28 protein-coding genes and 1 pseudogene are annotated in these 26,155 nt (G+C 37.1%); 13 read left to right on the top strand and 16 right to left on the bottom strand.

The window, feature by feature from the left end; translation table 11 throughout:
• Position 1 precedes the first annotated feature (1 nt).
• Genes ACQ86H_RS19190 through ACQ86H_RS19180 form a run of 3 tightly spaced genes read left to right on the top strand, consistent with a single transcriptional unit; the run spans position 2 to position 1,436 of the window.
• Positions 2 to 595, top strand: coding sequence for a hypothetical protein (locus tag ACQ86H_RS19190; protein WP_431292161.1), 594 nt, complete (start codon positions 2 to 4; stop codon positions 593 to 595).
• Position 596: 1 nt separating this feature from the next.
• Positions 597 to 1,187, top strand: a complete 591-nt coding sequence (locus tag ACQ86H_RS19185) for a hypothetical protein (RefSeq protein ID WP_138822851.1) — start codon at positions 597 to 599, stop codon at positions 1,185 to 1,187.
• Positions 1,188 to 1,229: 42 nt separating this feature from the next.
• Complete coding sequence (locus ACQ86H_RS19180) at positions 1,230 to 1,436, top strand: helix-turn-helix domain-containing protein (protein WP_138822852.1); 207 nt, start codon at positions 1,230 to 1,232, stop codon at positions 1,434 to 1,436.
• 384 nt (positions 1,437 to 1,820) lie between these two features.
• On the opposite strand, the gene sucC is transcribed toward ACQ86H_RS19180, so the two are convergent.
• The 8 genes from sucC to ACQ86H_RS19140 form a co-directional block, all read right to left on the bottom strand.
• A complete protein-coding gene (sucC, locus tag ACQ86H_RS19175; RefSeq protein ID WP_138822854.1) occupies positions 1,821 to 3,020 on the bottom strand; it encodes an ADP-forming succinate--CoA ligase subunit beta in 1,200 nt (399 codons plus the stop codon).
• Positions 3,021 to 3,284: 264 nt separating this feature from the next.
• Positions 3,285 to 3,983, bottom strand: coding sequence for a hypothetical protein (locus tag ACQ86H_RS19170; RefSeq protein ID WP_431292160.1), 699 nt, complete (start codon positions 3,981 to 3,983; stop codon positions 3,285 to 3,287).
• Positions 3,984 to 4,093: 110 nt separating this feature from the next.
• The gene (locus tag ACQ86H_RS19165) at positions 4,094 to 4,402 is read right to left on the bottom strand and encodes a hypothetical protein (RefSeq protein WP_431292159.1); all 309 of its coding nucleotides are present in this window, start codon (positions 4,400 to 4,402) and stop codon (positions 4,094 to 4,096) included.
• A 118-nt stretch (positions 4,403 to 4,520) separates the two neighbouring features.
• The gene (locus ACQ86H_RS19160) at positions 4,521 to 4,934 is read right to left on the bottom strand and encodes a hypothetical protein (protein ID WP_431292158.1); all 414 of its coding nucleotides are present in this window, start codon (positions 4,932 to 4,934) and stop codon (positions 4,521 to 4,523) included.
• Positions 4,935 to 5,431: 497 nt separating this feature from the next.
• Positions 5,432 to 6,991, bottom strand: a complete 1,560-nt coding sequence (locus tag ACQ86H_RS19155; protein WP_431292157.1) for a DUF4173 domain-containing protein — start codon at positions 6,989 to 6,991, stop codon at positions 5,432 to 5,434.
• A 351-nt stretch (positions 6,992 to 7,342) separates the two neighbouring features.
• On the bottom strand, positions 7,343 to 7,639 hold the full coding sequence (locus ACQ86H_RS19150; protein ID WP_138822862.1) for a winged helix-turn-helix domain-containing protein: 297 nt from the start codon (positions 7,637 to 7,639) through the stop codon (positions 7,343 to 7,345).
• A gap of 2 nt (positions 7,640 to 7,641) precedes the next feature.
• The gene (locus ACQ86H_RS19145) at positions 7,642 to 8,145 is read right to left on the bottom strand and encodes a hypothetical protein (RefSeq protein ID WP_431292156.1); all 504 of its coding nucleotides are present in this window, start codon (positions 8,143 to 8,145) and stop codon (positions 7,642 to 7,644) included.
• On the bottom strand, positions 8,132 to 8,278 hold the full coding sequence (locus tag ACQ86H_RS19140) for a hypothetical protein (RefSeq protein ID WP_431292155.1): 147 nt from the start codon (positions 8,276 to 8,278) through the stop codon (positions 8,132 to 8,134). The genes ACQ86H_RS19145 and ACQ86H_RS19140 overlap by 14 nt, the downstream gene beginning before the upstream one ends.
• Before the next feature lie 351 nt (positions 8,279 to 8,629).
• On the opposite strand from ACQ86H_RS19140, the gene ACQ86H_RS19135 reads away from it, so the two are divergent.
• The 8 genes and pseudogenes from ACQ86H_RS19135 (at position 8,630) to ACQ86H_RS19100 (ending at position 15,106) form a co-directional block, all read left to right on the top strand.
• The gene (locus tag ACQ86H_RS19135) at positions 8,630 to 9,280 is read left to right on the top strand and encodes an ABC transporter ATP-binding protein (RefSeq protein ID WP_138822866.1); all 651 of its coding nucleotides are present in this window, start codon (positions 8,630 to 8,632) and stop codon (positions 9,278 to 9,280) included.
• Between the two features lie 121 nt (positions 9,281 to 9,401).
• Positions 9,402 to 9,833 carry a hypothetical protein gene (locus ACQ86H_RS19130; protein WP_431292154.1) on the top strand — a complete coding sequence of 144 codons (432 nt, stop codon included), beginning with the start codon at positions 9,402 to 9,404 and terminating at the stop codon, positions 9,831 to 9,833.
• A 1-nt stretch (position 9,834) separates the two neighbouring features.
• Positions 9,835 to 10,443, top strand: coding sequence for an HAD family hydrolase (locus ACQ86H_RS19125; protein ID WP_138822870.1), 609 nt, complete (start codon positions 9,835 to 9,837; stop codon positions 10,441 to 10,443).
• Between the two features lie 2 nt (positions 10,444 to 10,445).
• Complete coding sequence (locus ACQ86H_RS19120; protein WP_138822872.1) at positions 10,446 to 11,987, top strand: S41 family peptidase; 1,542 nt, start codon at positions 10,446 to 10,448, stop codon at positions 11,985 to 11,987.
• A gap of 134 nt (positions 11,988 to 12,121) precedes the next feature.
• Entirely contained in the window at positions 12,122 to 12,388 is a 267-nt protein-coding gene (locus tag ACQ86H_RS19115; RefSeq protein WP_132401083.1) for a hypothetical protein, read from the top strand.
• Between the two features lie 51 nt (positions 12,389 to 12,439).
• Positions 12,440 to 13,243, top strand: a complete 804-nt coding sequence (gene dprA, locus ACQ86H_RS19110; protein ID WP_431292153.1) for a DNA-processing protein DprA — start codon at positions 12,440 to 12,442, stop codon at positions 13,241 to 13,243.
• A gap of 41 nt (positions 13,244 to 13,284) precedes the next feature.
• The gene (locus tag ACQ86H_RS19105; RefSeq protein ID WP_431292152.1) at positions 13,285 to 13,533 is read left to right on the top strand and encodes a hypothetical protein; all 249 of its coding nucleotides are present in this window, start codon (positions 13,285 to 13,287) and stop codon (positions 13,531 to 13,533) included.
• A 210-nt stretch (positions 13,534 to 13,743) separates the two neighbouring features.
• Positions 13,744 to 15,106: pseudogene (locus ACQ86H_RS19100) on the top strand (pyridoxal-phosphate dependent enzyme).
• Positions 15,107 to 15,326: 220 nt separating this feature from the next.
• Here ACQ86H_RS19100 and murA read toward each other — a convergent pair.
• The 6 genes from murA to ACQ86H_RS19070 all read right to left on the bottom strand — a co-directional run bounded on the left by murA (position 15,327) and on the right by ACQ86H_RS19070 (position 22,075).
• The gene (murA, locus tag ACQ86H_RS19095; protein WP_431292151.1) at positions 15,327 to 16,652 is read right to left on the bottom strand and encodes a UDP-N-acetylglucosamine 1-carboxyvinyltransferase; all 1,326 of its coding nucleotides are present in this window, start codon (positions 16,650 to 16,652) and stop codon (positions 15,327 to 15,329) included.
• 100 nt (positions 16,653 to 16,752) lie between these two features.
• Positions 16,753 to 17,439 carry a DUF4290 domain-containing protein gene (locus tag ACQ86H_RS19090; protein ID WP_431292150.1) on the bottom strand — a complete coding sequence of 229 codons (687 nt, stop codon included), beginning with the start codon at positions 17,437 to 17,439 and terminating at the stop codon, positions 16,753 to 16,755.
• Positions 17,440 to 18,092: 653 nt separating this feature from the next.
• Complete coding sequence (locus tag ACQ86H_RS19085; RefSeq protein ID WP_431292149.1) at positions 18,093 to 18,590, bottom strand: SixA phosphatase family protein; 498 nt, start codon at positions 18,588 to 18,590, stop codon at positions 18,093 to 18,095.
• Entirely contained in the window at positions 18,583 to 19,614 is a 1,032-nt protein-coding gene (locus tag ACQ86H_RS19080) for a glycosyltransferase family 9 protein (protein ID WP_431292148.1), read from the bottom strand. The genes ACQ86H_RS19085 and ACQ86H_RS19080 overlap by 8 nt, the downstream gene beginning before the upstream one ends.
• Before the next feature lie 92 nt (positions 19,615 to 19,706).
• Positions 19,707 to 20,309 carry a DUF4254 domain-containing protein gene (locus ACQ86H_RS19075; RefSeq protein ID WP_431292147.1) on the bottom strand — a complete coding sequence of 201 codons (603 nt, stop codon included), beginning with the start codon at positions 20,307 to 20,309 and terminating at the stop codon, positions 19,707 to 19,709.
• An 86-nt stretch (positions 20,310 to 20,395) separates the two neighbouring features.
• On the bottom strand, positions 20,396 to 22,075 hold the full coding sequence (locus tag ACQ86H_RS19070; RefSeq protein ID WP_431292146.1) for a helix-hairpin-helix domain-containing protein: 1,680 nt from the start codon (positions 22,073 to 22,075) through the stop codon (positions 20,396 to 20,398).
• Positions 22,076 to 22,161: 86 nt separating this feature from the next.
• Between ACQ86H_RS19070 and ACQ86H_RS19065 the strand changes: the two genes are divergently transcribed.
• Positions 22,162 to 22,791, top strand: a complete 630-nt coding sequence (locus tag ACQ86H_RS19065; protein ID WP_431292145.1) for a hypothetical protein — start codon at positions 22,162 to 22,164, stop codon at positions 22,789 to 22,791.
• Positions 22,792 to 22,958: 167 nt separating this feature from the next.
• Here the strand turns inward: ACQ86H_RS19065 and sppA are convergent, their stop codons facing one another.
• The gene (gene sppA, locus ACQ86H_RS19060) at positions 22,959 to 24,725 is read right to left on the bottom strand and encodes a signal peptide peptidase SppA (RefSeq protein WP_431292144.1); all 1,767 of its coding nucleotides are present in this window, start codon (positions 24,723 to 24,725) and stop codon (positions 22,959 to 22,961) included.
• A gap of 40 nt (positions 24,726 to 24,765) precedes the next feature.
• Between sppA and folK the strand changes: the two genes are divergently transcribed.
• Positions 24,766 to 25,272 (top strand): 2-amino-4-hydroxy-6-hydroxymethyldihydropteridine diphosphokinase, encoded by a 507-nt coding sequence (folK, locus tag ACQ86H_RS19055; RefSeq protein ID WP_431292143.1) that lies wholly within the window; start codon positions 24,766 to 24,768, stop codon positions 25,270 to 25,272.
• A gap of 107 nt (positions 25,273 to 25,379) precedes the next feature.
• Here the strand turns inward: folK and pssA are convergent, their stop codons facing one another.
• On the bottom strand, positions 25,380 to 26,072 hold the full coding sequence (gene pssA / locus ACQ86H_RS19050; protein WP_431292142.1) for a CDP-diacylglycerol--serine O-phosphatidyltransferase: 693 nt from the start codon (positions 26,070 to 26,072) through the stop codon (positions 25,380 to 25,382).
• Positions 26,073 to 26,155 lie beyond the last annotated feature (83 nt).

Genomic DNA, 26,155 nt, shown 5'->3' with positions numbered 1-26,155 from the left:
GATGAATAAAATTTTAAAAGTTTTTAGATATGCAGGTTTTAGCCTCGTTTTTATTGCATTAGTATCTATTATTAGCCATTTATTTTCAGCGTACAGTGATTATAAAGATGGAGCGATATCTTTTAATGTAGTAGAGAAAAATGTGAAGCCGGAAGCCAAGATTATTGGTGGAGCAAAATTTACAAATAAGTATGTGGGTACCTATCAATTTAAACCCACTTTTGTGCAGGCTATCCTTTTGTCAGATAATGCTGTTAGCAATATTGGCGCTGGTATTGTATTTTATTTAATTCTTGGAGTTACGATCTTAATTATTGCATACACCTGGCCAAATTCTATTGAAAAGTTAACTGAAAGTACATTATGGCAATTTGTATGTGCAGGAGGTATTTTGTTCATGGTTTTAAAAGGTGCTGTGGTACTATTAATTGATAAATACGTATTGCAGTTAACCAATAATCAATTTGGTATTCCAAGTTTTCATCAGGAATCCATTAATTTTAGTATGCTCTCATTGATAGCTATACTCACCATCATTTATGAACTGCTTTCTTATTCTAGAAAGCTAAAACAAGAAAATGATTTAACCATATAATATGTGGAAAATATCTAGATTAATTAAAATTTCAGGATTTGTGTTGGTCACATCTGTTCTGATCTCATTTGTCTTTCATTTTATTTTTGCGTTTCGAGATTATAAGCAGGGTAAATTGTTTGTGGCCGTAGAGGACCGTGTTTCAGTCGAAAAAGATTCAGTGATAAACAGCATGAAATTTAAGAACTTCAATTTCGGATGCATTGAGATTAAGCCTACGTTTGAACAGGCTATTATTTTAGAAAATGAAATTTTTAAAGATTCTGGTGCAACTGCTTTTTTTTATTTGCTATCTGGAATATTTCTTTTGGTTATTTCTAATAAAAGCCAAAATTTGTTAGGGGAGATAACTCAGAAAAATATCTATAACTACATTGCTTCGGGTATATTATTGTACATAAGCTGTCAGTTTGCTTTTGCCATCTTTTTAAGGTTTTATGTTAAGGGGATTACTCATAATACATTTACCTATTATGACAGAGGATGTTTCTCAAATTTAACTTTATTGGGCCTTTTGATATTAGGAAATGCAGTTTTTCAACTTTTAATACAAGTAAGTAAACTTCAGGAAGAAAATGATTTGACGATATGAGTAGGTTTCAGCTTAAACATTCCTAATTTTACGGATCTTACAATGCCAATAATAATCAACTTAGATGTAATGCTTGCCCGTCGCAAAATGTCGCTTACCGAATTGAGTGAGCGGGTAGGGATTACGATGTCTAATTTATCGATATTAAAAACCGGTAAGGCGAAGGCGATCCGTTTGGAGACTTTGGAGTCTATCTGTGCAGTTTTAGAGTGCCAGCCGGGCGATATTTTGGAGTTTCGGGGAGAGTAACTTACGAAGTCTAAAAAGGCTGAAGCCTGGAAAGGACTTCTTAAGTTTAGCGATGATTTTTTTTGGCGAAGTACGACGAACCCAAGTTAAATAAACCTGATAGAACGGAAAGCCCGGAGCGAAGCATGAGTGAGGACTTGAAGGGATAGCAGGACTATCGTCTGCCATTAACACTGAACCTTAAATTTCCAGAAAAATTGACCACCTAAGGCATCTTAGTACATTTAGGTCAAATTGCTATTAGATTTAGATCTACCGGGGGTTTCTGGTCATGATAGTTTAAAGAACACTCCATCCTGCGGACACCCCTCTAAAAGAGGGGAATAAAAAAACCTTCCAGTTTTCACTGAAAGGTTTATACGATATGATAATGCTTTAAGCTTATTACGCTTGTTCAGCCAATACTTTAGTTACTAAATCAGCAGCTTCTTTTAAAGCGATTGCTGAATAAACCTGTAAGCCAGACTCATCGATTAATTTTTTAGCTTCTTCAGCATTTGTACCTTGTAAACGGCAGATAATTGGCACAGGGATATTACCGATTTCTTTATAAGCATCGATTACACCTTGAGCAACACGGTCGCAACGAACGATACCGCCGAAAATATTGATCAAAATTGCTTTAACGTTAGGGTCTTTCAAAATAATGTTGAAAGCCGCTTTAACCGTTTGCGCATTTGCAGTTCCACCAACATCTAAAAAGTTAGCAGGCTCACCACCAGCCAGTTTGATGATATCCATGGTAGCCATTGCTAAACCAGCACCGTTAACCATACAACCTACGTTACCATCAAGGTTAACGAAGTTTAGGTTCGAGGCACTTGCTTCAACTTCCATTGGATCTTCTTCCGTAACGTCGCGCATTGCTGCATAATCAGGGTGACGGAATAATGCGTTTTCATCTAAATTCACTTTAGCATCAACAGCAATTACTTTATCATCAGAAGTTTTTAATACCGGGTTAATTTCGAACATTGAAGAATCGGTTGCTTCGTAAGCTTTGTATAAAGCAGTAACGAATTTTACCATTTCTTTGAAAGCGTTACCGCTAACACCTAAGTTGAAAGCAATTTTACGTGCCTGGAAACCTTGTAAACCAACTTTAGGATCAATTTCTTCTTTAAAAATTAAGTGTGGCGTATGCTCTGCAACTTCTTCGATATCCATACCACCTTCGGTGCTGTACATGATGATATTGCGACCTTTTGCACGATCTAACAATACAGAAATGTAGAATTCTTTGGTTTCAGAAGCACCTGGATAATAAACATCCTGAGCCACTAAAATTTTGTTCACTTTTTTACCTTCAGGACCGGTTTGAGGAGTAATCAACTGCATGCCGATAATGTCGGTTGCACGTTGTTTAACTTCATCAAGGTTTTTGGCTAATTTTACACCACCACCTTTACCGCGACCACCAGCGTGGATTTGCGCTTTAATTACAACCCAGTCAGAATTGTAATCTACTTTCAGTTGTTTAGCAGCCTCAACAGCTTGCTCAGGAGTATCGGCAACAATTCCTTCTTGAACGTTAACACCGAAACTTTTTAATATCTGTTTACCCTGGTATTCGTGAATATTCATCTGTTTATATTTTTGTCTTTATCTGTCAGATGGAGCCTATTACTATTGAAATAATTATTTTAATAGTATCGGGTTCATTTGCTACAAAATTTGCCCAAAGCTACAATTTCAAACCCTTTAAACAAATAGCAATTGCCGATTTTTTAAGAAAATGAACGTTTTATGTTAATCGGGAAAAAGCCTGAAGTAAGGACGATGGTTATTTTGTTTGAACATCCTTTATTATATTAAATTTTTAAAATCAAAGCATGGTTTCTAGGTGTTCTACAACACTTTTTTAGCCAAATTTTTAATTTCATCTTTAATTTTTTGGTCAAAAACAGCTTTTAAAACTCCGGTTTTCAAGTTGTAAACAAAATATTCAACTTCATCTTTGTCGTTAAATTCTTTATCACCATTCGAATCTTTGATTAGATCCATTAATATTAAATCATGTTTGTCATCTATTTTCCAGCTGCTCAGGTCATAATTGTTTGGAGATATTCTGGTAAAAGACTTTCCCTGCAGGTTAGAGAGATAAAGTTTTTTTGGATCTTTAGGTGTTAATTTTTTATCTCCATCATTATCCGAATCGGTAATGTCATAATAGATAAATTGGTCGGATAACGTTGTTTGTCGATTGTTGGGATTTTCTGAATGGCCAATGCTGAAAGAATTAATAATCATTTTTGCGTTTGTTAGCAATTCACTTTTACCTGAAATAATGTTGTAAAAGATGAGGTTCCAATGATTTGTACTCACTTCCCTTTTATAGCTTTCATTGTCATCATTATCATTTAATTTTAGTGGGTATAGAAGGATATCTGTTTTATGGATAATGATTGGAGAGCCATATTGGACTTTCGGCTGACTCTTTATTTGTGTGTTAGTGGTTACATCTGTAGAGATAGTTTTACTGTCTTCGGTACAGGCTGAAGCAAGTATGATTAGACCTAATAATGTTGTTGTGATTACTTTTTTCATTGTCGTTAATTTTGGTGAGTGTAATTTAAACAAAAATAAAGTTGTTGTGAATTTTGCCTCCCAAGGCACATAACATAGCAGAATGATAAAACGATAGTTACATCACAATCTTAGTTTCCTGCAAACGGCGTTCCGAAGATACCAACCGCCAATTCTGCCCAGATGAGGAATAACGCGATCAAAATGACAATGAGAACTATTGTTCTTAACTTGCCGGTTTTTAAGTTTCTGATCACCAGTTCTATAGCCAAACACGTGCTGAGCAATAAAATTCCTGCGGTTACAAAATCGGATAGCGTCCAATTCACTTCATTTGTAAATTGCATAGCAACTAGTGGAATGGCCAATATGCATGCCGTTACGCTTAAAAAGATGATCATTCTTAGTTTGCCTGAGCTAAGTGTTTCTTGATTTTTCATGATTTTTATAATTGTAATATCTGATTTAAATCGTTAATAATTAAACCTTTGCTTCCCGGTGCGAAATTGCACCGGGAAAACTAAATCCAACAAAAGTTCAGCAAAGGCGAGAGGTTAATTACAATAGATTTTGATTTAATCCTTTAAATGAAAGTGTCAGTTGCTCTTCTTTTTTATAAAGGACAGATTTACCCGCAACCTTACCTAATTTATATTTCATCTTGTTGAAATAGCGATAAAAGTTAAGCTTACCTGCTTTAAATAATGTTTTATGTGCCAGCCAAACCACTAAACTTGTACAGAGGAAGAAGCAAGAATAGGCATGGTAAGCAATCCACTTTGAAACGGCATTTTTTTGGCTGAAAATAATGTAGAGGCGTTCTCTTTGAAAAGTAATGTGAGCCGCCTCATCAATCAGGATATCGGTACAGATCTGTTTGAGCAATGTGCAGTTTGAGGCATCTTTAAGTGCCTGGTAAAATATTTGTGCGGCGCTTTCTACGGTAATTACAGCGATTGTCCAAAGCTCCATGTTGGTGTTGAAATACCTTATTTTCCTGAATAAGGTATCGCCCCAATCTTTCGTAATTCTCTGTTCTCCAATTAAATCGAGGTATTTACCTAAGTTGTTGCCATGTTTTTGCTCTTCTTTAATGAAAAGTTTAACAGCCTCCAGGTATTCTTCATCATTTATAGTTTTCGCATATTTTTTGAAGCGTTGATCAAATGTTTGCCTTCTGACGTTTCACCAAGCTGCCAGGCCTGCAGCGACTTTAGAATATTTTGTTTTTCTGAATCCAAAATTTCCGGTTTTAGTGTCCAATCTATCCTATTAATTTTGGTGTTATTTGAGAAATGATTCGTCCAATATGCTGAGATATGTATTTTCATGATATTGCTGATTAATTTTTATTCTTCGTCGGTTGTAGGCTGAAAATTTGGTGAATAGTACGGTTCAAAACGAACCACGATAATGCCATTAATGCCGAAGCCATGGCCATTATTTTATATCTTCTATCCATTTTGTTTTTATTTGTTCAAACCAAAATATTCTGCCGTATTCCAGTCCTGTAAATTCCAGGATAACCAGCTCGATTTTTCGTAACGCGCTTTAAAGTAACCAATCCTTTGGTCTAATTTTCTCATCAGTACTTCTTCTGGTTGACCTGCTTTGGCAACTTCCGAATCGTTATTAGTTGAAGGATGGATTTTTGAACGGTTTTTATCCAAAAATGGAAGTGTTTTTTCTGATAAGGAGGTTAAATAGTAAGGGTCGATAGAAACGACATCAACATGGTTTAGGTTATACTTCACAATTAAAACATCCCAGTTAATAAAGGTAAAAGTCAACAACAGCGCAAACCAGATATTTCCATTTACCTTGAAAAGATAGAATATGGTTTTCTGTTTGGCTACTTTAAAATAAACCGTTGCCAGGCCAATGATACAAAGGGTGGCAAATACCAATACCCCTATCCGTTTATGCGTTAAGCCATGAAATTCGATATAATAGCCATCACGGATAAATACTGATATGATCAGGATAAAATTCTGAACCATCCAGGTATAGGCTAATAACCTTAATGTTCTGCTTTTGTGGTAAAAGTTTAAGTTCCCCCTAAAATAATAGAGAATTATTGCCATGGCCATTACAATGCTGAAGATTAATGAATTTGTGCCCTGGTGTAATTCTCCCGAAAAATTGCCTGAAGGTTCATAGCCAAACCAAAGTGTAGTAATATCAATAGCATTTAACATTAGCAACAACAGGTTAAGTGCGGCGAAAGAAATAATGCCTACGATGTATTCCGTTTTTAGTGCCATTTTTCGCGTTAACAGGTTGCCGGTAAACGTTTGTACAATATTGTACCATATTGTTTTCTGAGCTAAGCTTCTTCTGATCCGTACCAATTGCTCTTTACATTTCAGTTCAGCTTTTTCGAGGCTTTTATTAAAAAATGCCAGCAATAAACCACTGGTTAAAATCAGGCCAAAAATGAAGTGCATAATGCGTCCGATACTTAAATCCTTGAAAAAGAAATGAAGCATATTTTCGAAGAAATTACCAATGCTGGTGAGCAGCGCCTCTGCATAATGAGCAAAAACATTGCTGGCTGCGGCATATAAGCAGGCAAAAATGGTTACAATGATTACCGGGATAAAAATGTATTTGATTAAGGTGAAAACAGGCTTCAGTTTAAAATTACCGATGCTGATTTTACTTAAATTTTGAATTGCATTGAAAGGAACGGTTACCATCTGTAAAATTGCTGCAAGAAAAGCAGTGAAAATTGTTCTGATCTGTTGATTATGACTAAAACCAATAAACAGTAAAAGACTGATGTAATAAGTTGCTACTGATAAATCGGAGTTGTTGATTACCACCAGCACTGCGGCCAGTAAATGTGCTAAGCCATAAATTTTAAATTTGGTGCTTTTTACTACGTCTGGGTTGATAAAAGTAATAATCAAAAGATAGATGCTATAGATGAGTAAATTAACAGCTAAGCGTTCTTTCCAAAAGAGAAAAGTAAATAACAGGCCGCCTAGTAGGACAGATAGCAGCAAGAGGTTGGATTTATTTTTCATTTTACAATGTGATTGTGGTTATAATTAAAAAGTACATAATGGCAATAGGAATATTAATAAGTTGAAGTAATATGGTCGATATGGAGGATGTCCTGTTTGATGTGTAGAGGAAACATGAAATAATCAGGGCAAGCATTACAAATAGATTAATCAAAATGGCAATAGAAATGTATATCATGCCAAAAGAAATCAGAAATTGGGTCCTGAAAATACAAAAGCTAATAAATAGGGCAGTTCCCCCAATAAAAGAAACCAGTGTGGTTTTCTTTCCAATTTTAATAATTAAAAATTCTAGTGATTTCATTCTTTAAAAGTGCTTTGTATTTCAAAGTGTATGGTCAAAAAAAATAGTTATAGCTTTTTAATCATTTTTTCAAGTGCATCTAAATGTGCCTTAAAAGCTTGTTTGCCCAATGCGGTAATGGAGTAGGTGGTGCTGGTTTTGCGGCCAATAAAACCTTTGTGTACTTTAATAAAATCAGCCTGTTCCAAAGTATTCAGGTGGGAGGCCAGGTTACCATCAGTCAGCTCAAGCATTTGTTTCAGGTCGTTAAAACCAATTTCGTTGTTTACCACCAGGACAGACATCACGCCTAACCTGATCCGGCTATCGAATATTTTATTTAAATCTGCTATCGGGTTTTTCATCCTTACTGACCTCTCTCATATTTAAAATACATTAAAAGACCATAAACAATGTGTAGTATCCCAAAGCCAAAAGCCCAAAAAATTAACCCGTAACCCACGTAAAACATACATATCAATCCAAGTATTACCTCGCAAAGTCCCAGGTAGCGAATGTCGCTATAAGTATATTTACTGGCATTAATAAGTGCTAAACCATAAAAAATTAAACAACTCGGGGCAATAATGGTATAGGTGTTAGGATGGTTAATCAATAAAGCAATAATGAATAAACCTCCTGCAACCAATGGAATAAATAAGTTAATTAAAAGTGATTTAGAGGTCTTGTCCCAGATGGGAAGATTGTTTTTCTGACTTTTCCTGTAGGTAAATAGAAGGCCGCCGGCTAAGGCAATCACTAAAACAAAGATGCCCAGTTTTATCAGGTTAAACTCCAGGTCCATTTCTCCATCTATACCATAGCCATAACCCCGTTTATTAATGAATTTGTTAATTTCATCGTTTTGCAAAATAAGCCCCGATTAAAGCAATCACGCCTGCAAAAACACCAGATAATCCGCTCAAAGAAATAAATCTTGATGACCTGTCCATCATCTGTCTGATATCTTTTAGGGTATTCAATTGTTCTTCCGGACTATTCATTTTAAAAGTGCTTTGTTTTTCAAAGTTAAATAAGAAAATGATAATTGCAAATCTTTTTTATTTTTTATTGGTTAATGTGAGGTTGGTAGTTGGTTAATGGCCAAAAAGTTCATGGTTAATAGTCTGAATATTTAAGCGATACATTCGTTTGTAATTATATGATAATCAATGTTCTATAAATGGTGGGTATTGACGGTTTAAGCTAATCAACTATTAGGTGATTATTTATGAATCAAGAAACAACAAAACTATTGCACCATTAATCATGAACTAATAAACCATCAACTATGAACCAATAACCATTGGCCAATGAACTATTGAACTAACAAACCATTTTACTAAATTTGAACCATGCTAAAAGCCACTGGAATAAGAAAATCGTACGGAAATCTACAAATTTTAAAAGGGGTAAATTTTGAAGTACAAAAAGGGGAGATTGTAAGTATTATTGGACCATCTGGTGCAGGTAAAAGTACTTTATTACATATTTTAGGAACATTAGATAAACCTGATGAAGGATTTGTAGAATTAAAAGGTACAGTTATAAATAAATTGAATGGCGATTTGTTGAGTATTTTCCGAAATCAGAACATCGGTTTTGTATTTCAGTTTCATCATTTGTTGCCAGAATTTAGTGCCATTGAAAATATCTGCATTCCTGCATTTATTGCCAAAACCAATAAAAAACAGGCTGAAAATAGGGCGCTTGAGCTACTAGATCTGTTTGGGCTTAAAGATAGGGGGCAGCATAAGCCCAATCAGCTGTCTGGGGGTGAACAACAAAGGGTGGCCATTGCCAGAGCACTGATCAATAATCCTTCGATTATATTGGCAGATGAGCCTTCAGGGAATTTGGACTCCGAAAATGCAGCAGGATTACACCAGCTGTTTGTGACTTTGCGCGATAATTTCCAGCAAACATTTGTAATTGTTACGCACAACGAACACCTTGCAAAAACCAGCGACCGTGTAGTGAGCATGAAAGACGGTTTAATTGTCTAAGGTTATGATCATTCTCTAATTCACTCACTTAATCACTCATTAATTACTAATTTACTCATTCAATCATTATACCTTGAAAATACTGATAACAGGAGGGAACAATGCCAAAGCTTTGAAGCTGATGAAAGCATTCCCCAGCCATTTTGTGCTGTTGGCCGATTATGGTGATGTGCCGGCGATAGTTACTGAAAACTATGCCTTTTCATCGCTGGGGCTGCTCAATAAAGATAGTATTGCTCATATGCTATTAAATTTTTGCATCACAGAAGCCATAGATTGTATCATTCCTCTGCACGAGTATGAAGTTGTGCCTCTGGCTAAATCTGCAGTGCTTTTTGGTGAGTATGGAATCCAGGTGCTTTTGCCCGATGCTGATGTAATTGCTGACTATTTGACTACAGAAAAGGTTACTCGTCAAAATTTTGCCGTGTTTGTTCATGGCGAACGGATTTTTTCAACCGAAGAGCATTTTGTTCCTAAAAATGGATCTTCAAACCTGAATGGCGTTTTTAGCTATAACCATACTAATGACCTAAAACTTTTTACAATTTAATATGGATGTATATCAATATGTTACAGACAAACAAGCTGTCATTTTTGAGTTAGATAATGTACTTTTTCCTGAAAAAGACTATTTATTACAGGTTTATTACCTTTTTGCACAGTTTATAGAATATACGGAACAAAAAAATGCGCAGCCCATCATCAATTTTATGCAGGCTGAATATGAAAATAACGGAACGGATGTGCTTTTCGAAAAAACAGCTAAACAATTTGGGATTGATGAAAAATATAAATACAATTTCGATCTCCTGCATTTAAATGCCCGTTTGCCACTTAAGTTGCTGCTCTTTAAAAATATGCTTGAGTTTATGCAGGAGTTGGTTGTAAACCGTAAACAGATCTTTATTGTAACGGCTGGTAATCCGGAACAACAACTTAATAAAATTAAGCAAACAGAGTGGAATGGGCTGGAGCAATATCTTACCGTATATTTTGTTAATGAACTTGGTCAATCTAAAGCAGAAATTTTTCAGAACATACTAAACAGCAATAATTTATCGCCTAACCAAGCGTTAGTTGTTGGTGCAAATAAATTTGATGAGCAACAATCTAAACTAATTAATTTGCCGTATATTGTGTCACTAGAAATTTACAAGTAAATATGCTTAGAAAATTTATTTCGCAAAATGCATTTTTATATGCTTTGCTTATTGTGGTTGGATTTACCGTGTCGTGTAAAAAATCGAATAATAATCCTGACGCCAATACAGATGTTGAATCCAACCTGTTGCAAACACCAACCAGCGATCGGACACTACTCACTAAAGACTCTATCTTTCTTTACGCCAAGCAAACCTATTATTGGAATAAGAGTTTGCCTACTTACGATAAATTCAATCCAAGAGCTTTTTCATCCAACGAGAAATTGTTGTATGCAATGACTCAGATTGCAATTAATCCGCAAACAAACAAACCATACGAATATGTAGAGCGTTCAACCTCTCCTAAATATTCTTTTATAGATGATGGCTCTGTTGCTGGTCAGTTGGGGGGCGTGAATGGTGATTTTGGATTTTCGGTGTTTTTTGCAGGAGATAACGATTTGAGGATTAAATATGTGTATGCTGCATCACCTGCTGCCGGTCAGGGACTAAAAAGAGGGTATCAGATTATAAAAATTAATGGTAATTCAACCATAAATACTAGTGATGCCAGTATTAATTATGTAGTGAATGCGATTTTTGGATCTAACACTACTGTTGCCTTAACTGTTTTAAAACCTGATCAGACCACTCAGGATGTAACGGTAACTAAGGCTGAATATAATGTTAACCCAATATTATTTAGTAAGACATATACTATTGGCGCTAAAAAAGTGGGGTATATTGTTTTTAACACCTTTACAACAAATTCTGCAACCTTGTTAGATAAGGCTTTCAGTCAATTCACTACGGATGGTATTACCGAGCTGATTGTAGATTTAAGGTATAATGGTGGTGGATCGGTACAAACATCAGAGGCCTTTGCCAACCTGATTGCACCTTCTACACAAAATGGTAAAGTAATGTATACTACTTACTGGACACAAACTATGCAGGATGATCAAGCCACAATTCTTCAGAACCAAAAGTTTTATGCTAAAGGTAATGATGGGGTAACACGGATGTATTCTTATTTTGATTATTCTTATAAACCTACAGTTGCAGCCGGAAACCAGGAGGTTTTTGCTAAACGTGGTTCGCTTAATGGCTTAACAAGAGTTTACTTTATTGTAACAGGTGGAACAGCATCTGCCAGTGAGTTGTTGATTAACAATTTGAAACCTGTAATCGATGTTAAATTGATCGGCAAGAAAACTTATGGCAAACCAGTTGGTTTTTTCTCCATCCGCATAGATAAAAACGACTTGTATATTCCACAGTTTGAAACCAAAAATCAATTAAATCAAGGTGGTTACTTTGATGGAATGGCTGTTGATAAAGATATTTTTGATGATGTAACCAAAGATTTTGGAGATCCTACAGAAAAACTATTGGCACAGGCTTTATATTATTCTGCCAATGGAAATTTCTCTGCTTTACTGAAAGACAATACCATTAGCAGTACATCACCACTATCTAAAACCCGTGTTGAAGATTTGTCTGGCAAAATGGACCATGATTTTAAAGGAATGGTTGAAACCAGAAAGCTGAAGTTTAAATAATTTTCTGAAAGGGCCAGTTTTGTATCTCAAATCTGGCCCTTTTTATATTGTTACTGCAATATTTGAGTAAATAAGTATTGCTTTTTTTATAAAAAATTGATAAGCTTGTTTAACATTAATCGTTAAAGAGACTCATGCCAATAGAAATTGTAGAAAAGGAACATATTAGTTATTTAAATATCATCAATGCTAAGGAAGATCACTCCCATGAACTGCAAACCAAACTTGATGAAGCGCAAAGGTTAGGTAATGAATTTAAATCAAAAGCCGTCATTACTTTTAATACAACCATCGGTCCGAAACGTGTTGATACAACAGTTTGGGCAGTAACAGAGAAATATATACAGCTAAAAAACAATATTCATATTCCGTTAAAAAGTTTAATAGACATTGATTTTTAAGCTTGCTTTAAGGAAATAAATCATCCCGAATTTATTTAACCTTATCAGATTATGAGCACGCTACATAAAATTGCCTTAACTTTTATTAAATCTATCGGTCCGGTAACGGCCAAAAACCTTCTTGCCTATTGCGGAAGTGCTGAGCAAATATTTTCGGCAAATAAAAAACAGCTCTTGCAGATTCCGGGCATTGGAGAAAAAACAATTGAAGCCATTCGTGGTACCGATGCCTTGATCAGGGCCAGGCAAGAATTGGATTTTATTGAAAAACATGGGATAGAAGTATTGTTTTTTTCAGACGAGAGATATCCTAAAAGGTTAAAGAATTGTATCGATTCGCCCATCCTGCTTTATGCAAAAGGGACAGTTGATTTTAACCAGCAGCGTATCATCAGCGTTGTTGGAACCCGTAATGCAACAGTTTACGGGAAAAATCTCTGTAAAGAGTTGTGTGAAGTTTTGGCGCCATATCATGTTTTAATCGTTAGTGGCCTGGCTTACGGCATTGATGTAACCACCCATAAAGAATGCCTGGCAAATCATATTCCTACTGTTGGGGTACTTGGTCATGGTTTAGACCGGATGTATCCAAAAATTCATAAAACAGTTGCTCAGAAAATGGTTCTGAATGGAGGCCTGCTCACCGAGTTCCCAATCCTGACCAATCCCGACCGGCCTAATTTTCCACAAAGAAACCGGATTATTGCCGGCATTGCAGATGTTACCGTGGTTGTTGAAGCGTCAATAAAAGGCGGGGCCTTAATTACCGCAGAAATCGCAAATTCCTACAATAAGGATGTATATGCTTTTCCAGGTAGAACAAATGACGTTTTTCAGAAGGATGTAATTTCCTGATTAAGACCAATAGAGCTGGATTAATCACCAATGCTAATGACTTGATTTATTACCTGGGTTGGGATGATGAGGTAAAGGTGAAGCATAATGTTCAACAAACCACCTTACAGCTGAGCCTTACGCCTAATGAGGAGCGGGTTATTAGCGCATTAAAAAATGGCCAGCTTTCTATAGATGAACTTTGCACGCAATTGAATATTCAGCAAAGTAAACTGGCAATTGTAATCCTTACCTTAGAGATGCAGGGTGTTATTGTTTCATTACCAGGAAAAATTTACAAGTTGGTGTAATGAGGACTAGATATTAGATTTCTACATTCTGTTTCACTACAGTCGAAATGAACCTACTTTCACATTGCGTTTTGCCTAATAATCAATCTATAATACCTATCATAATTATAGATTATGGAATTAAATTCTTTTAAATTTTAATTTTCGAAATTTTGTTTCAAATAAAATATAGTTTATAAAATACTTAATGCCTTTGCTTAATTTTGTAATATGTGGTACAATAATATTTTAGAAACCATTGGCAATACGCCGCTGGTAAAATTGAATACGATAACAAAAGGTGTTCCGGGGACAATCCTTGCCAAAATAGAGACGACTAATCCAGGCAACTCGATTAAAGACCGTATGGCGGTTAAAATGATTGAGGATGCCGAGAAAAGCGGGAAACTAAAACCAGGCGGAACAATTATTGAAGGAACATCCGGAAATACAGGTATGGGCCTGGCTATGGCCGCTATTATTAAAGGTTATAAATGTATTTTTACCACAACTGATAAACAATCAAAAGAAAAGGTTGATGCTTTACGTGCTTTTGGTGCCGAGGTAATCGTTTGTCCCACAAACGTTGAACCGGAAGATCCCCGTTCATATTATTCTGTTTCTTCTCGTTTAGAACGCGAGGTTCCAAATTCATGGAAACCCAATCAGTATGATAATTTAGCCAATTCACAGGCGCATTATGAGCAAACTGGTCCTGAGATATGGGCACAAACAGAAGGTAAAATTACACACTTAGTAGTTGGTGTAGGTACAGGTGGAACCATTTCCGGAACGGGGAAATATCTGAAAGAAAAGAACCCGGATATTAAAATCTGGGGAATTGATACGTATGGCTCTGTTTTCAAAAAATATAAGGGAGACCGGCATTTTTGATAAGGATGAGATTTATCCTTACATCACAGAGGGTATCGGTGAAGATTTTCTTCCGGCAAACGTAAATTTTGATGTGATCGATTTATTCGAAAAGGTTACCGATAAAGATGCGGCTTTAATGACGCGCGATATCGCGCGTAAAGAGGGGATTTTCGTGGGTAACTCTGCCGGCGCTGCTATTGGTGGATTAATTCAGTTAAAAGATAAACTGAAGCCGGAAGATGTGGTTGTCGTTATTTTTCACGACCACGGCAGCCGTTACATGGGTAAAATGTACAATGAAGATTGGTTACGCGAACGCGGATTTTTACAGGACGAAAAATTAACTGCTAAATCTATTCTGGCTAAAAAAGAAAATACAGAGATTGTAACACTTGATGCTCAGAAATCAGTACTCGAGGCTATTAATACCATTAAATCGATGAATATTTCTCAAATTCCGGTAACTCAGCAAGGAATGATTGTGGGTAAAATTGCCGAAAGTGATATTTTATCTGCCTTGCTTGAAAATCCAGGCTTAAAATCAGCTCCGATTTCAGAAATCATGACGGCTACTTTCCCGTTTGTGGATTTGAATACGTCGATTGATAAAATTTCTTCGTTGATTAATAAAGAAAACTCAGCAGTTTTAGTGGAAGATGAATCTGGAAAGATCGAGATTATCACTCAGTACGATATTATTAATGCGATTTCAGGGTAAGGGTGTAAATATGAAATGAAGTAAATAGATCGTCATTTCGAGCGTAGTAGAGAAATCTATTCGCGAAATATAGTTTTAAAGATTTCTCCATTTCGCTGCGCTTCAGTCGAGATGACGAAAAACCATAAAAAAACGTCCGGTAATTACTCCCGGACGTTTTTCTTTATGTTATTTTCGCTTTGGGTTTTACCTTAAACCCTCCACCTTCAAACCTTCTACCTTAGTGATCAGGCGCATCAGCATTTACACGCTTAATCTGTGCACCTAAGGCACGTAAACGGGTGTCGATATCCTGATAACCACGCTCAATCTGTTCGATGTTATAAATGGTTGATTTACCTTCAGCAGATAAAGCTGCAATTAATAATGAAACTCCGGCCCTGATGTCAGGAGAAGTCATGCTAATGCCGCGAAGTTTATATTTCTTATCAATACCATTAACGGTCGCACGATGCGGATCGCAAAGGATAATTTGTGCGCCCATATCAATCAGTTTATCCACGAAGAATAAGCGGCTCTCGAACATTTTCTGGTGAATGAGTACGTTTCCTTTTGCCTGTGTAGCCACAACCAGAACAATGCTCAATAAATCAGGTGTAAAACCTGGCCATGGCGAATCGGCAATGGTTAAAATCGAACCGTCAATAAAGGTGTCGATTTCATAGTGTTTTTGCGATGGTACATAAATATCGTCGCCACGACGCTCTAGCTTGATACCTAGTTTTTTGAAAACCTCCGGTATTACGCCAAGCTCATCGTAACAAACATCTTTAATGGTAATTTCCGATTCTGTCATCGCGGCCATACCGATGAAAGAGCCAATTTCGATCATATCAGGCAGCATTCTGTGTTCTGTTCCACCCAATACTTTAACGCCTTCAATGGTAAGCAGGTTAGATCCAATGCCTGAAATTTTGGCACCCATGCGGTTAAGCATCTTACAAAGTTGTTGTAAATATGGTTCGCAGGCTGCATTGTAAATGGTAGTGGTACCTTTAGCCAAAACAGCGGCCATTACAATATTTGCTGTTCCGGTTACGGATGCTTCATCTAATAGAATATAAGCACCTTGTAAATTGGTGGCATCAACGTTAAAGAAAGCCTTTTTGCTATCGTAAACGAATTTTGCACCCAGTTTTTCGAAACCGATAAAGTGGGTATCCAATCTTCTGCGACCGATTTTATCGCCACCGGGTTTAGGAATTGCAGCTTTACCAAAACGGGCCAACAATGGTCCTACAATCATAATCGAACCACGTAAACCACCGCCTTTAGCTTTAAAAGTATCAGATTCGAAGAAATTTAAATCGATGTTTTTGGCTTCGAAGGTATAGGTGTCTTTATTAATGCGTTCAACAATAACGCCCAAATCGCCCAATAACTCAATCAGTTTATTTACATCTTTGATATCAGGGATATTGCTGATGGTTACTTTTTGTTCGGTCAGCAATACTGCAGATAAAATCTGTAAAGCTTCGTTTTTGGCGCCTTGAGGAGTGATTTCGCCTTTTAATTTAATTCCGCCTGTTATCTCAAATGCGTTCATATATCTTGTCGTAATTAGTATCAAGTATTAAGTATCAAGTATTAAGATTGGGTAGACATTTAACCTTCCTCCTTTTTACCTTCTGCCTTTTACCTTTCCTTTAATATTTAGGTTTATTGTTATTGTTGCGTTGACGGTTGTTATTGTTGTTGTTATTGTTCTGACGGTTTTTACCGTTGTTGTTATTATTGCTTCTGCCCCGGTTATTGTTATTGCTTTGGCGAGGGTTTTGCGCTCTAAATTCTACCTTGGCCAGGTTAACACCTTCATCAAGTGATAACAATCCGCCAGAAAGGTATTTCAGATCTTTAATAATGGTATCATCGCTCACGTTATCTTTATTCCAGGTTACATAAGCCATTTTCATGAAATTTGCGATGCTCTGCACCATTGCCTTCTTAATTTCAGCATTTTCTTCACGCATGGCTTTTTCGATCAGATTTTCAACGGTTTTACCATAGTGTTTGTAGGTAATTCTTTGTTGAGGATAGGCCAGGGGCGCTGGTTTAATGTAAGCATTTTCGATTAATGGCTTTGGATACGGGCTATCTACATCAATCTGGTAGCCAGAAATAATGTGCAGGTGATCCCAAAGTTTATGCTTAAAATCGGCAACATCACGTAAATGTGGTTGCAAAAAACCCATCAGGTCAATTACCGCCTGGGCATATTTATTACGTTCTTCAATGGTGGGTAATTCGCAAATATACTTCACCATATTTTGTACGTTACGGCCATATTCCGATAAAATTAAATGGCTACGCGTAGTATTATAGTCAAAACTCATGTTCAGATAAATTAATGGGTAAATTTTCTGGCGATACGAATTATGAAATAACCAGAGGAGTTTAGGTTATGAATTCACCGAAATGTCTATTGCCAGATTTTCGTTTTATATAGTCAAAGTTAATAAAATTATTTGATTTGTGATATGCTTATCTAAGTTGTGATAATTTAAGTGGGGTGATCATCTATCGTCCTCGTTTGTAACGAGGCTGCAAGAGAATAGCGATTCTATCGCTTCTATGCACTTAATTTGCATTACAAATGCGTCTCTCACTAATCCTCTTTGCAACGAGGACTATTTAACGATTATTTAATTTGTAGTATGCTTATCTAAATTCTGATAATTTAAGTGCGGCGATTTTTTTTGGAAATGTTCGTTCAGTAGTTCTTGGCTTCTTCAGTCCCGCTGTCCCTGCTGCCGAAGAAAAATCGGCATTCGTTCCCATCGGGTTTATTTAACTGTGGATTGTGCCTGTCGCGAAAAACCTTTTCTAGCGCCAATGAGCTAAAGTCATTTTAAGTATTTATGCATTTGGCTAAAGCTACTGAGTTAATGCAAACTCCCAATAATTTCCGTGTAAATCCGTGTTTCCGGGGCAATTAATTAACTGACTACTTGCCTTAATACTCTTAACTCCTTAATGGTAAATAAATCTAAACTTCATCACTATTCTTTGGGTAATCAAAAAAGACCAATTCACCAGTCCCTTTGCTCACCATCTGCCACGAATCAAAAGGAAAAGAAATTAATACCATGCCTGCAGTTGGAATGTTGTAAATGTCGGCGTCGCATAACTCGTTCGCAAAATCGGTAAAACCAGGGTTATGACCAAACATTACTACACTTGCAGCATCATCATCCAAGCCATTAAGCACTTTAAGCAAAGCTGAAGTATTGGCCTCATAAATAGATTCTTCAAATTGAATATGGTCTATATTGTAGGCTTCTGCAAAATATTTGGCGGTAGATTTGGCTCTTTTAGCCGGACTGCTCACGATCTGATCGATTTTAAAACCGCGGTTAATCAATCTTTCAGCCATTTCTGGCGCGTTTTCCTTGCCGCGTTTATTTAACGGCCGATCGAAATCTTTTAAATCTAAATTTCCCCAATCCGATTTGCCATGGCGGACCAGAAGTAGTTGCTTAGCCATTTAGTTTCTCTTTAATTTTATCTGCAATTGTTTCAGGCTTAATTAAGTCTATACAATTTTCAACACCGCAAAGGCAGGGTTTGTTTCCATAAATAGAATTTGGCCTCGAAGGATGGTCGATCTGAATACAATCACTTTCTGATTGCCCATAACCTAAAAAGCCGGCGTAAGGATGTGTTGGCCCCCAAACTGATACCACAGGTACACCAACAAGTGATGCGATATGCATGCCTGAAGAATCCATGCTTAACATGATATCCAAATTCGAGATGATGGCAAGTTCTTCCATTAAGTTAAAATTGCCGATTAAATTATGGGTATTCACATATTTTTTCGCCCAATCTTCTGCGATATCCTGTTCTGCTTTTCCACCTCCAAAAATGAAAATTTCGTGTCCTACTTTATTTAAGGATGAAATTACCTCTTCCATTTTTTCTAAAGCATATACTTTATAAACATGCTGAGCAAAAGGAGAGATGCCTATTTTTTTTGTGGCTTTATTAGCAAATAAATTTTGTGCATTTGCTGGAATTTCCTGCTGAGATTTATTTATTTTATGACTTAGCTTAACATTAAAGCCCAATTCGCGGAAAACATCAGCATAGCGCTCTACAGTTTTTCTGAGCGGTTTAAAAATCTTATTGTTAGTACGGGTTAATGCCTTTTTCTCAGCCCTTCCTTTATTAATCCGTTTAATTTTTGTTCCGGTTAAACGAAAAAAGGTAGAAATCGCCCTGCTCCTTAAATTATCATGTAAATCAGCTATAGCATCTGGTTTGTAGCTGCGGAGTTCCTGATAAAGTTTATATAGTCCATCTATCCCTTTATGAATGGTTTTTGGTTGGATAGGATGGAAGATGAGATGGGGGATATGATCGAAAAATGGTTTAAAAGCAGGCCGGCTTACCATAATGAGCTCGGCTGCCGGGTTCTGCTCCGAAAATTCTTGTAAAACAGAGGCTACCATGGCCACATCACCCATGGCCGAAAAACGTAAAACGATGATTTTTTGAGTATATGTCATGTTTTTTACCACAAAGACACAAAAGCACCAAGTTTTTCTTTGTGTTCTTCTTGTCTTTAAGCGTGATTATTCTTTACTTTTCGCTTTAGTCTTTAACCTTTCTTATACAAAACCGGGTTTAAACTCGGGTCGTTATACATTTTCATCTGTTTGTACACTTTCATGTATTTCTTACCAGCTTCAATGTCAGCCAGTAATTCATCAATGCTGGTTGAAAGATCATCGCGCTGCGATAACAATACATTGAGTTTAGTTTGGCACTGTTCACGGTGTTCAGGTGAGGCGGTTTCTCGTTCGGCCTCTTCACGCATGTGGTAAATTTTCAAAGCCAGGATAGAAAGCCTGTCTATTGCCCATGCCGGACTTTCTGTATTGATTTTTGCCTCTGGCAAAGCAGCAATTCCCTGATAAAGATTTAAGAAATAGCCATCAATAAACTCTACCATATCGGTACGCACCTGGTTTTGTGCATCGATACGTCTTTTCCAGCTCAAACCTTCAACAGGATCAATCTGTGGATTGCGCACCACATCTTCCATGTGCCACTGGGCAGTATCAATCCAGTTTTTCAGATAAAAAAGATGCTCTAAACTTTCTGCATCGTAAGGGTTTTCAACCGGATGGTCAATATCATCAAACTCGTGGTAGTCTGTAATGACCTGATTAAATATGCGGTTGGCGATTTCACTTATCATGGGGACAAAGTTATGTTTTTTTACCACAGATTGTCATAGATGAATACAGATTTAAGCTTATCTGTGTTCATCCTTTTCATCTGTGGTTAATTTGGCTTTTTACTATTAAAGTACGCCGTTATCTCTTCTAAAGAAAAAGCATTTAAACATTTATTGGCACTTAAGCCACCTTTGCGGGCCACTAAAATACCGTAATGCATGTCGTGGAAACCTTCGGTACGGTGTGCATCTGGGTTTACAGATAATAGAACACCTTTCTCTAAAGCATAGCGGTGCCAGCGCCAATCCAAATCCAAACGTAAAGGGTTGGCATTGATTTCAATTACCACTTTGTTGGCGGAGCAGGCATCAATAATCTTTTTATAATCTATCGGGTATCCGGCTCTGCTTAACAATAAACGACCAGTTGGATGTCCTAAAATGGTGGTATATGGGTTTTCAATAGCTTTTAGCAAACGTGCAGTTGCCTTGGCTTCGTCCATACGTAAATTGCTGTGCACAGAAGCGACTACAAAATCGAATGTTTTTAGAATATCATCTGAATAATCTAATGAGCCATCGCTTAAAATATCGCTCTCAATACCTTTGAAGATTTTAAAGGGAGCGAGTTTTTTATTGAGCTCGTCTATTTCCTGGTGCTGGCCAAAAACGCGTTGTTCGTTTAATCCTTTTGCATAAACTGCGGTTTTAGAGTGGTCGCAGATTCCTAAATATTGAAGATTTAAGTTCTCTTTGCAATATACGGCCATCTGCTCTAAAGTGTGTACACCATCGCTCCAGGTCGAATGATTGTGCAAGCTGCCTTTTAAATCTTCGTATTGAATCAGCGTTGGGAGTTTGTTTGTTTTGGCCAGTTCAATTTCATCAAAATCTTCGCGTAGTTCAGGTTCGATAAAAGCTAATCCCGCCTTGCTGTAAGTTTCTTCTTCATTTGCGAAAGGTCCATCGCCAGCTAAAGCCAACACTTTTTCAACATGTTCGGTATTTCCGGTTAATATAAACCACTGTAAATAAAAAGCTGATTTTTCAACAACGTGTAGTTTTATCCTAAAACCTGCCTCAGTAGTGCAGATAAACAAGTTTTCAGCTTCGATAAGCGAAAGCGGGTCGAAAGCAGGTAAGCTTTGTTTAATGTTTTCGATATTTTCTGTACCGATTACGATTTCCAGCTCATCAATAATTTCGCATGCCCTGCGGTACTGACCAGCGAAGCCCAAAAGTGCATTGTCATCAATATTGGCAGTCCAAACAGAAAGTTGCGTAAACAAAGTTTTGGCAAAACCTTCTACCTGTGCATATAAAAACCTGCCATTTGCAGCCAGTTTAAACTCAATGGCATTTTTAATTTCTTCCTGCGTTTTTAAACCGAAACCCTTGGCTTCAATCAGGCGGTTTTCGTTACAGGCGTAATATAGTTCACCAATGCTCTCTATCCCCAGCGTACGCCAGATAATGAAAATCTTTTTTGGCCCTATGCCTTTGATGGCCAGCATTTCCACAACGCCTTCGGGCGTTTTCTCCAGAATTTCGTTAAGTTCTTTTAATTCTCCTGTTTGGAGAAGTTCTATGATTTTAGAAGCCAGTCCTTTGCCAATACCGTCAATTTTATCCAGTTCATCCAAAGGTTTGCCTTTTAACGCAAAAGGCAGTTTATCTACTTTAAAATAGGCGTTTGCAACTGATTTAATCTTGAAAGGATTTTCTTCATGCAGTTCCATAAGCTGCGATAAGAGGCGTAAAGTGCGGGCGATGGTCTTATTTTCCATAGGGGGTAAAATTAGGAAATAATGCCTCAAATCCTTAAGGGCGGACAAATTAAAACACAATTTTATTAAAGCGTTGTTTTACACTCATGAAATCTATAAAAACTGTCCTTTGGGGATTAAGCATAAGTCTGGCAGCATGCCAATCTGCCAATAAAAATGATCAACAGAAAACGGATTCGGTAAGTAACCTAAAATCGGCCACAACTCAAGCTATGGATGGACGGTTCCTGATTGTAGCCGGTAAATCCATTGGCGAAATTTCCTTAGGAGAAAATATGGAACAGGTAGGTGAAAAACTTGGGAAACCTGATGCCGGCGATGCCGCAATGGGAAAAGCCTGGGGGATTTGGTACAGTGATGATTCGACAGGAAAGCATCCCAACGAAATTGCGGTATATTCTTCTTATCGGGATACCAGTATGCTTGTAAAAGATGTAAAACAGATCAGGATTACCTCGGATAAGTTTAAAACACAGGATGGTTTGGCAACGGGCACTACGATGGAAGAAGCAAAAAATAAATTTCCAGCTATTGAAAAACTTTCTGCCTATTTGAATGAAGATAAAGATACCATTACCGTTTACGATGCGAAAAAAGAGGGGATTGGCTTTGAATTTTTAAAAGGGAAAAGTGTTTCCATAACGGTTCATCCGGTAAATACTCCGGTTAACGCTACTTATCTTACTTTGCACCCCGAGTGGAAGTCGATTAACTAGGGGGAGATGTAAGAGGTAGGATGGAAAATGGACAATGGGCTTTTAGCTCATGGTTTGATGGTTCATGGTTAATTGCTTATGGAGATAACCCCCACGACCATTAACTATCAACCCTCTTATATGAATTTCTATCCTTCCATCATCCACTTTCCATCTTACATCATTCCCTATTTAATTACTGCTTCAAATGGCATGCGGGCCTGAATTCCAGAGCTTGCGATTACCTTTTTCATTTGCTGATAAAGCATATAATTATCACCAAGTTCTTGTTTGGTATAATAGGTCTTAATCCTGTCTGTACCTTCATCCATTAACGATTTCCATGGATCAATTACATCCGGATATTCTACAACCTTATAGTTCTTTAATTTAGCTTTTTTAGCAGCAGCCTTAATGGCATCCTTAAAACCTCCGATTCTGTCGGCTAAGCCAATTTGAACAGCATCTGTTCCGATCCAAACGTGGCCACCGCCAATACTATCGATATAGGCTTTGCTTTTCTTTCTGCCATCGGCCACACGGCTCACAAAACCGCTGTAAATTCTATTTAATTCATTTTGGATAATAAACCTTTCACCTTCCGTCATAGGGCGGTTCGTAGCCATAATATCTGCATATTTACCCGTTTTAACGCCATCAAATGTAATGCCCAGTTTGTTGGTCATTAAGTTCTGGAAATTCGGGATAATACCAAAAACACCGATAGACCCCGTAATCGTATTCGGTTGTACAAAAATACTATCGGCAGCACAACCAATATAATAACCGCCTGATGCAGCCACATCGCCAAAGGATGCAATAACCGGCTTTTCTTTTTTGGTCAACACTATTTCTCTCCAAATTACATCCGAAGCCAATGCACTACCTCCTGGTGAGTTTACACGGAGCACAACCGCTTTGATATCGTCATCTAAACGCGCTTTTCTAATTGCTCTGGAAATGCGTTCTGAACCGATCTGGTTATCAGATCCTTCGCCTCCGCTAATTTCTCCGTTGGCGTAAATTACGGCAACTTTATCTTTTCCTTCCCCCGTATCAGTATTGTTCTTGGCGTAATCGTTAATGGAAACAGAGCGGATATTTTCGCCCCTGGTTCTTCCTGATAAGCCTTTCAACTCTTCTAAAATCTGATCTTTGTACTTTAAAGCATCGATCATTTTAAAGTTTACCGCATCTTGTGGCTGCTGCACCTTGTAGTTATCGGCAATGTTATTAAGGCTATCTTTTTGGATATTTCTGCTTTGCGCAATATCGGTTAAGAAAGTATTGTATAAACCACTAACATAAGCAGTAACCTGTTTACGGTTATAATCGCTCATTTTATCCAGGATAAATGGCTCGACTGCACTTTTGTAATTTCCTACACGTATAACCTGCATTTCTACACCAACTTTTTCTAATGTTCCTTTAAAGAAAGTTAATTCTGAGCTAAATCCTTTAAATTCTAATGCACCTTCGGGATTTAAATATACTTTATCAGCAACAGAAGCCAAATAATAAGCTCCCTGAGTATACACTTCGCTATACGCGATAATTTTTTTATGCGATTTTTTAAAATCGATCAGCGCATTCCTTACCTCACGTAACGTAGCAAAACCCGCATTGGGGCTGCTCACATTGAGGTAAATGCACTTAATATTATCATCTGTTTTGGCTTTTTGCAGCGCTTTTAAGAAGTCGTTTAAGCCTATGGCTTCTTTTTCCTCACCTCCAACAATTGGCAGGTTTCCGAATGGATTTTTAGGTGTACGCTCGGTAATGGCCTGATCTAAATTTAGAAATAATACCGAATTGTTGGACACAACAACTGTTTTGTCGCTATCAATTGAAGATATTAAACCCACTACAACTACGAAGCAGATAATAAATACAATTACTATCGATAAGAAAAAGCCCAACATAGAGGCAAATAAATACTTAAAGAATTCTCTCATTTAAATGTTTTAATTTTGTGCTGTAAAGATATAAAAATACATGATGCTTAATCAAGCTTTAGAGTACAGTACGGCTTATTTGTTACTGGGTGGAAATTTAGGTAACAGGGAGGCAAATTTGAAAAAAGCCATCGAACTATTGAACGATAAAATTGGTAAAGTGATAGCCATCTCATCTCTTTACGAAACGGCAGCATGGGGCAAAACTGACCAGCCGGCATTTTTAAACCAGGCAGTAGCTTTGCAAACCAATTTAAGTGCTTTGGAAGTTTTAGATCTGGCATTAAGTATTGAACAGGAATTGGGCAGGGTGAGGAAAGATAAATGGGGAGAGCGCTTAATAGATATCGATCTGATCCTTTTTGGAAATGAAATTATTAATATTCCGGATAAACTTCAGGTACCTCACCCTCATATGCAGGATAGAAAATTTGTAATGGAGCCATTGGCTGAGATTGCACCAGAGGTGATACATCCTGTGCTGGGAGAAACAATTTTGTCCATAAGTCGCAATATTGACGATCCCCTTGAGGTTAAAAAACTGTAGCGCATTAACTTTTAATTTTTGCAGAGAAGGAACACCGTTTTTAAAGGATCAATCTAATGCGCATTGATCTGCGATTTTAATCTTCTTAATCTGCGGGAAAAACTTAGTTATATTTTGTGATTAGCCGTAGCACCCCTAAAATGCAATACCGATAAAGCAATATACAGTACCAAAACAAAAGGTATTGCCGCGAATTTTAGAAAGGCAATTAATACTGCCGATAGGATGAGGAAAATAAATTTGATTTTGTTTTTCTTCCAGCTTAGATTACTGAATTTTAAAGAGAATATTTTTATTTCGCTCACCAGTAAGAAGCTGGTTATTGCCGTAATGGCGATCAGTAAAATACTGGAGGAAATCATCTGTGGATAATCGTGCGCAATAAAAGGTAAAGAGCAGATAAACAAAGTATTCATAGGCGTATTTAAGCCAATAAAATCTTCTGTTTGCCTCGTATCATTATTGAATTTTGCCAGTCTAAGTGCCGAAAAAACAGTAATAATAAAACCAAGATAGGGAAGGTATTCAGATGAATAATCACTTGCCTTTAACAGGTGAAACATGATTACCCCGGGTAAAAACCCAAAACTTACCATATCTGCCAAAGAATCAAGATCTTTACCAATTGCCGATTTTACATTTAATAAACGGGCAACCATACCATCAAAAAAATCGAATATTCCGGATAAAATAACGAAATAAGCTGCGGTTTCTAAATTGCCTTTAAATGCAAAAACGATTCCGATACAACCAGAAAAAAGGTTTGCACAGGTAATCGCATTAGGGAGATGCTTTTTCATAGGGTTTGAAGGCTGGAAGGCTGGAAGGCTGGAAGGTAGTAGGCAAACCCTCATACCCTCAACCTTCCAACCCTTAACCTTAT

Origin of the sequence: Pedobacter sp. P26 (assembly GCF_050632135.1) — a bacterium.
GTDB lineage: Bacteria > Bacteroidota > Bacteroidia > Sphingobacteriales > Sphingobacteriaceae > Pedobacter.
This window is presented reverse-complemented; position numbering and strand designations above follow the sequence as displayed.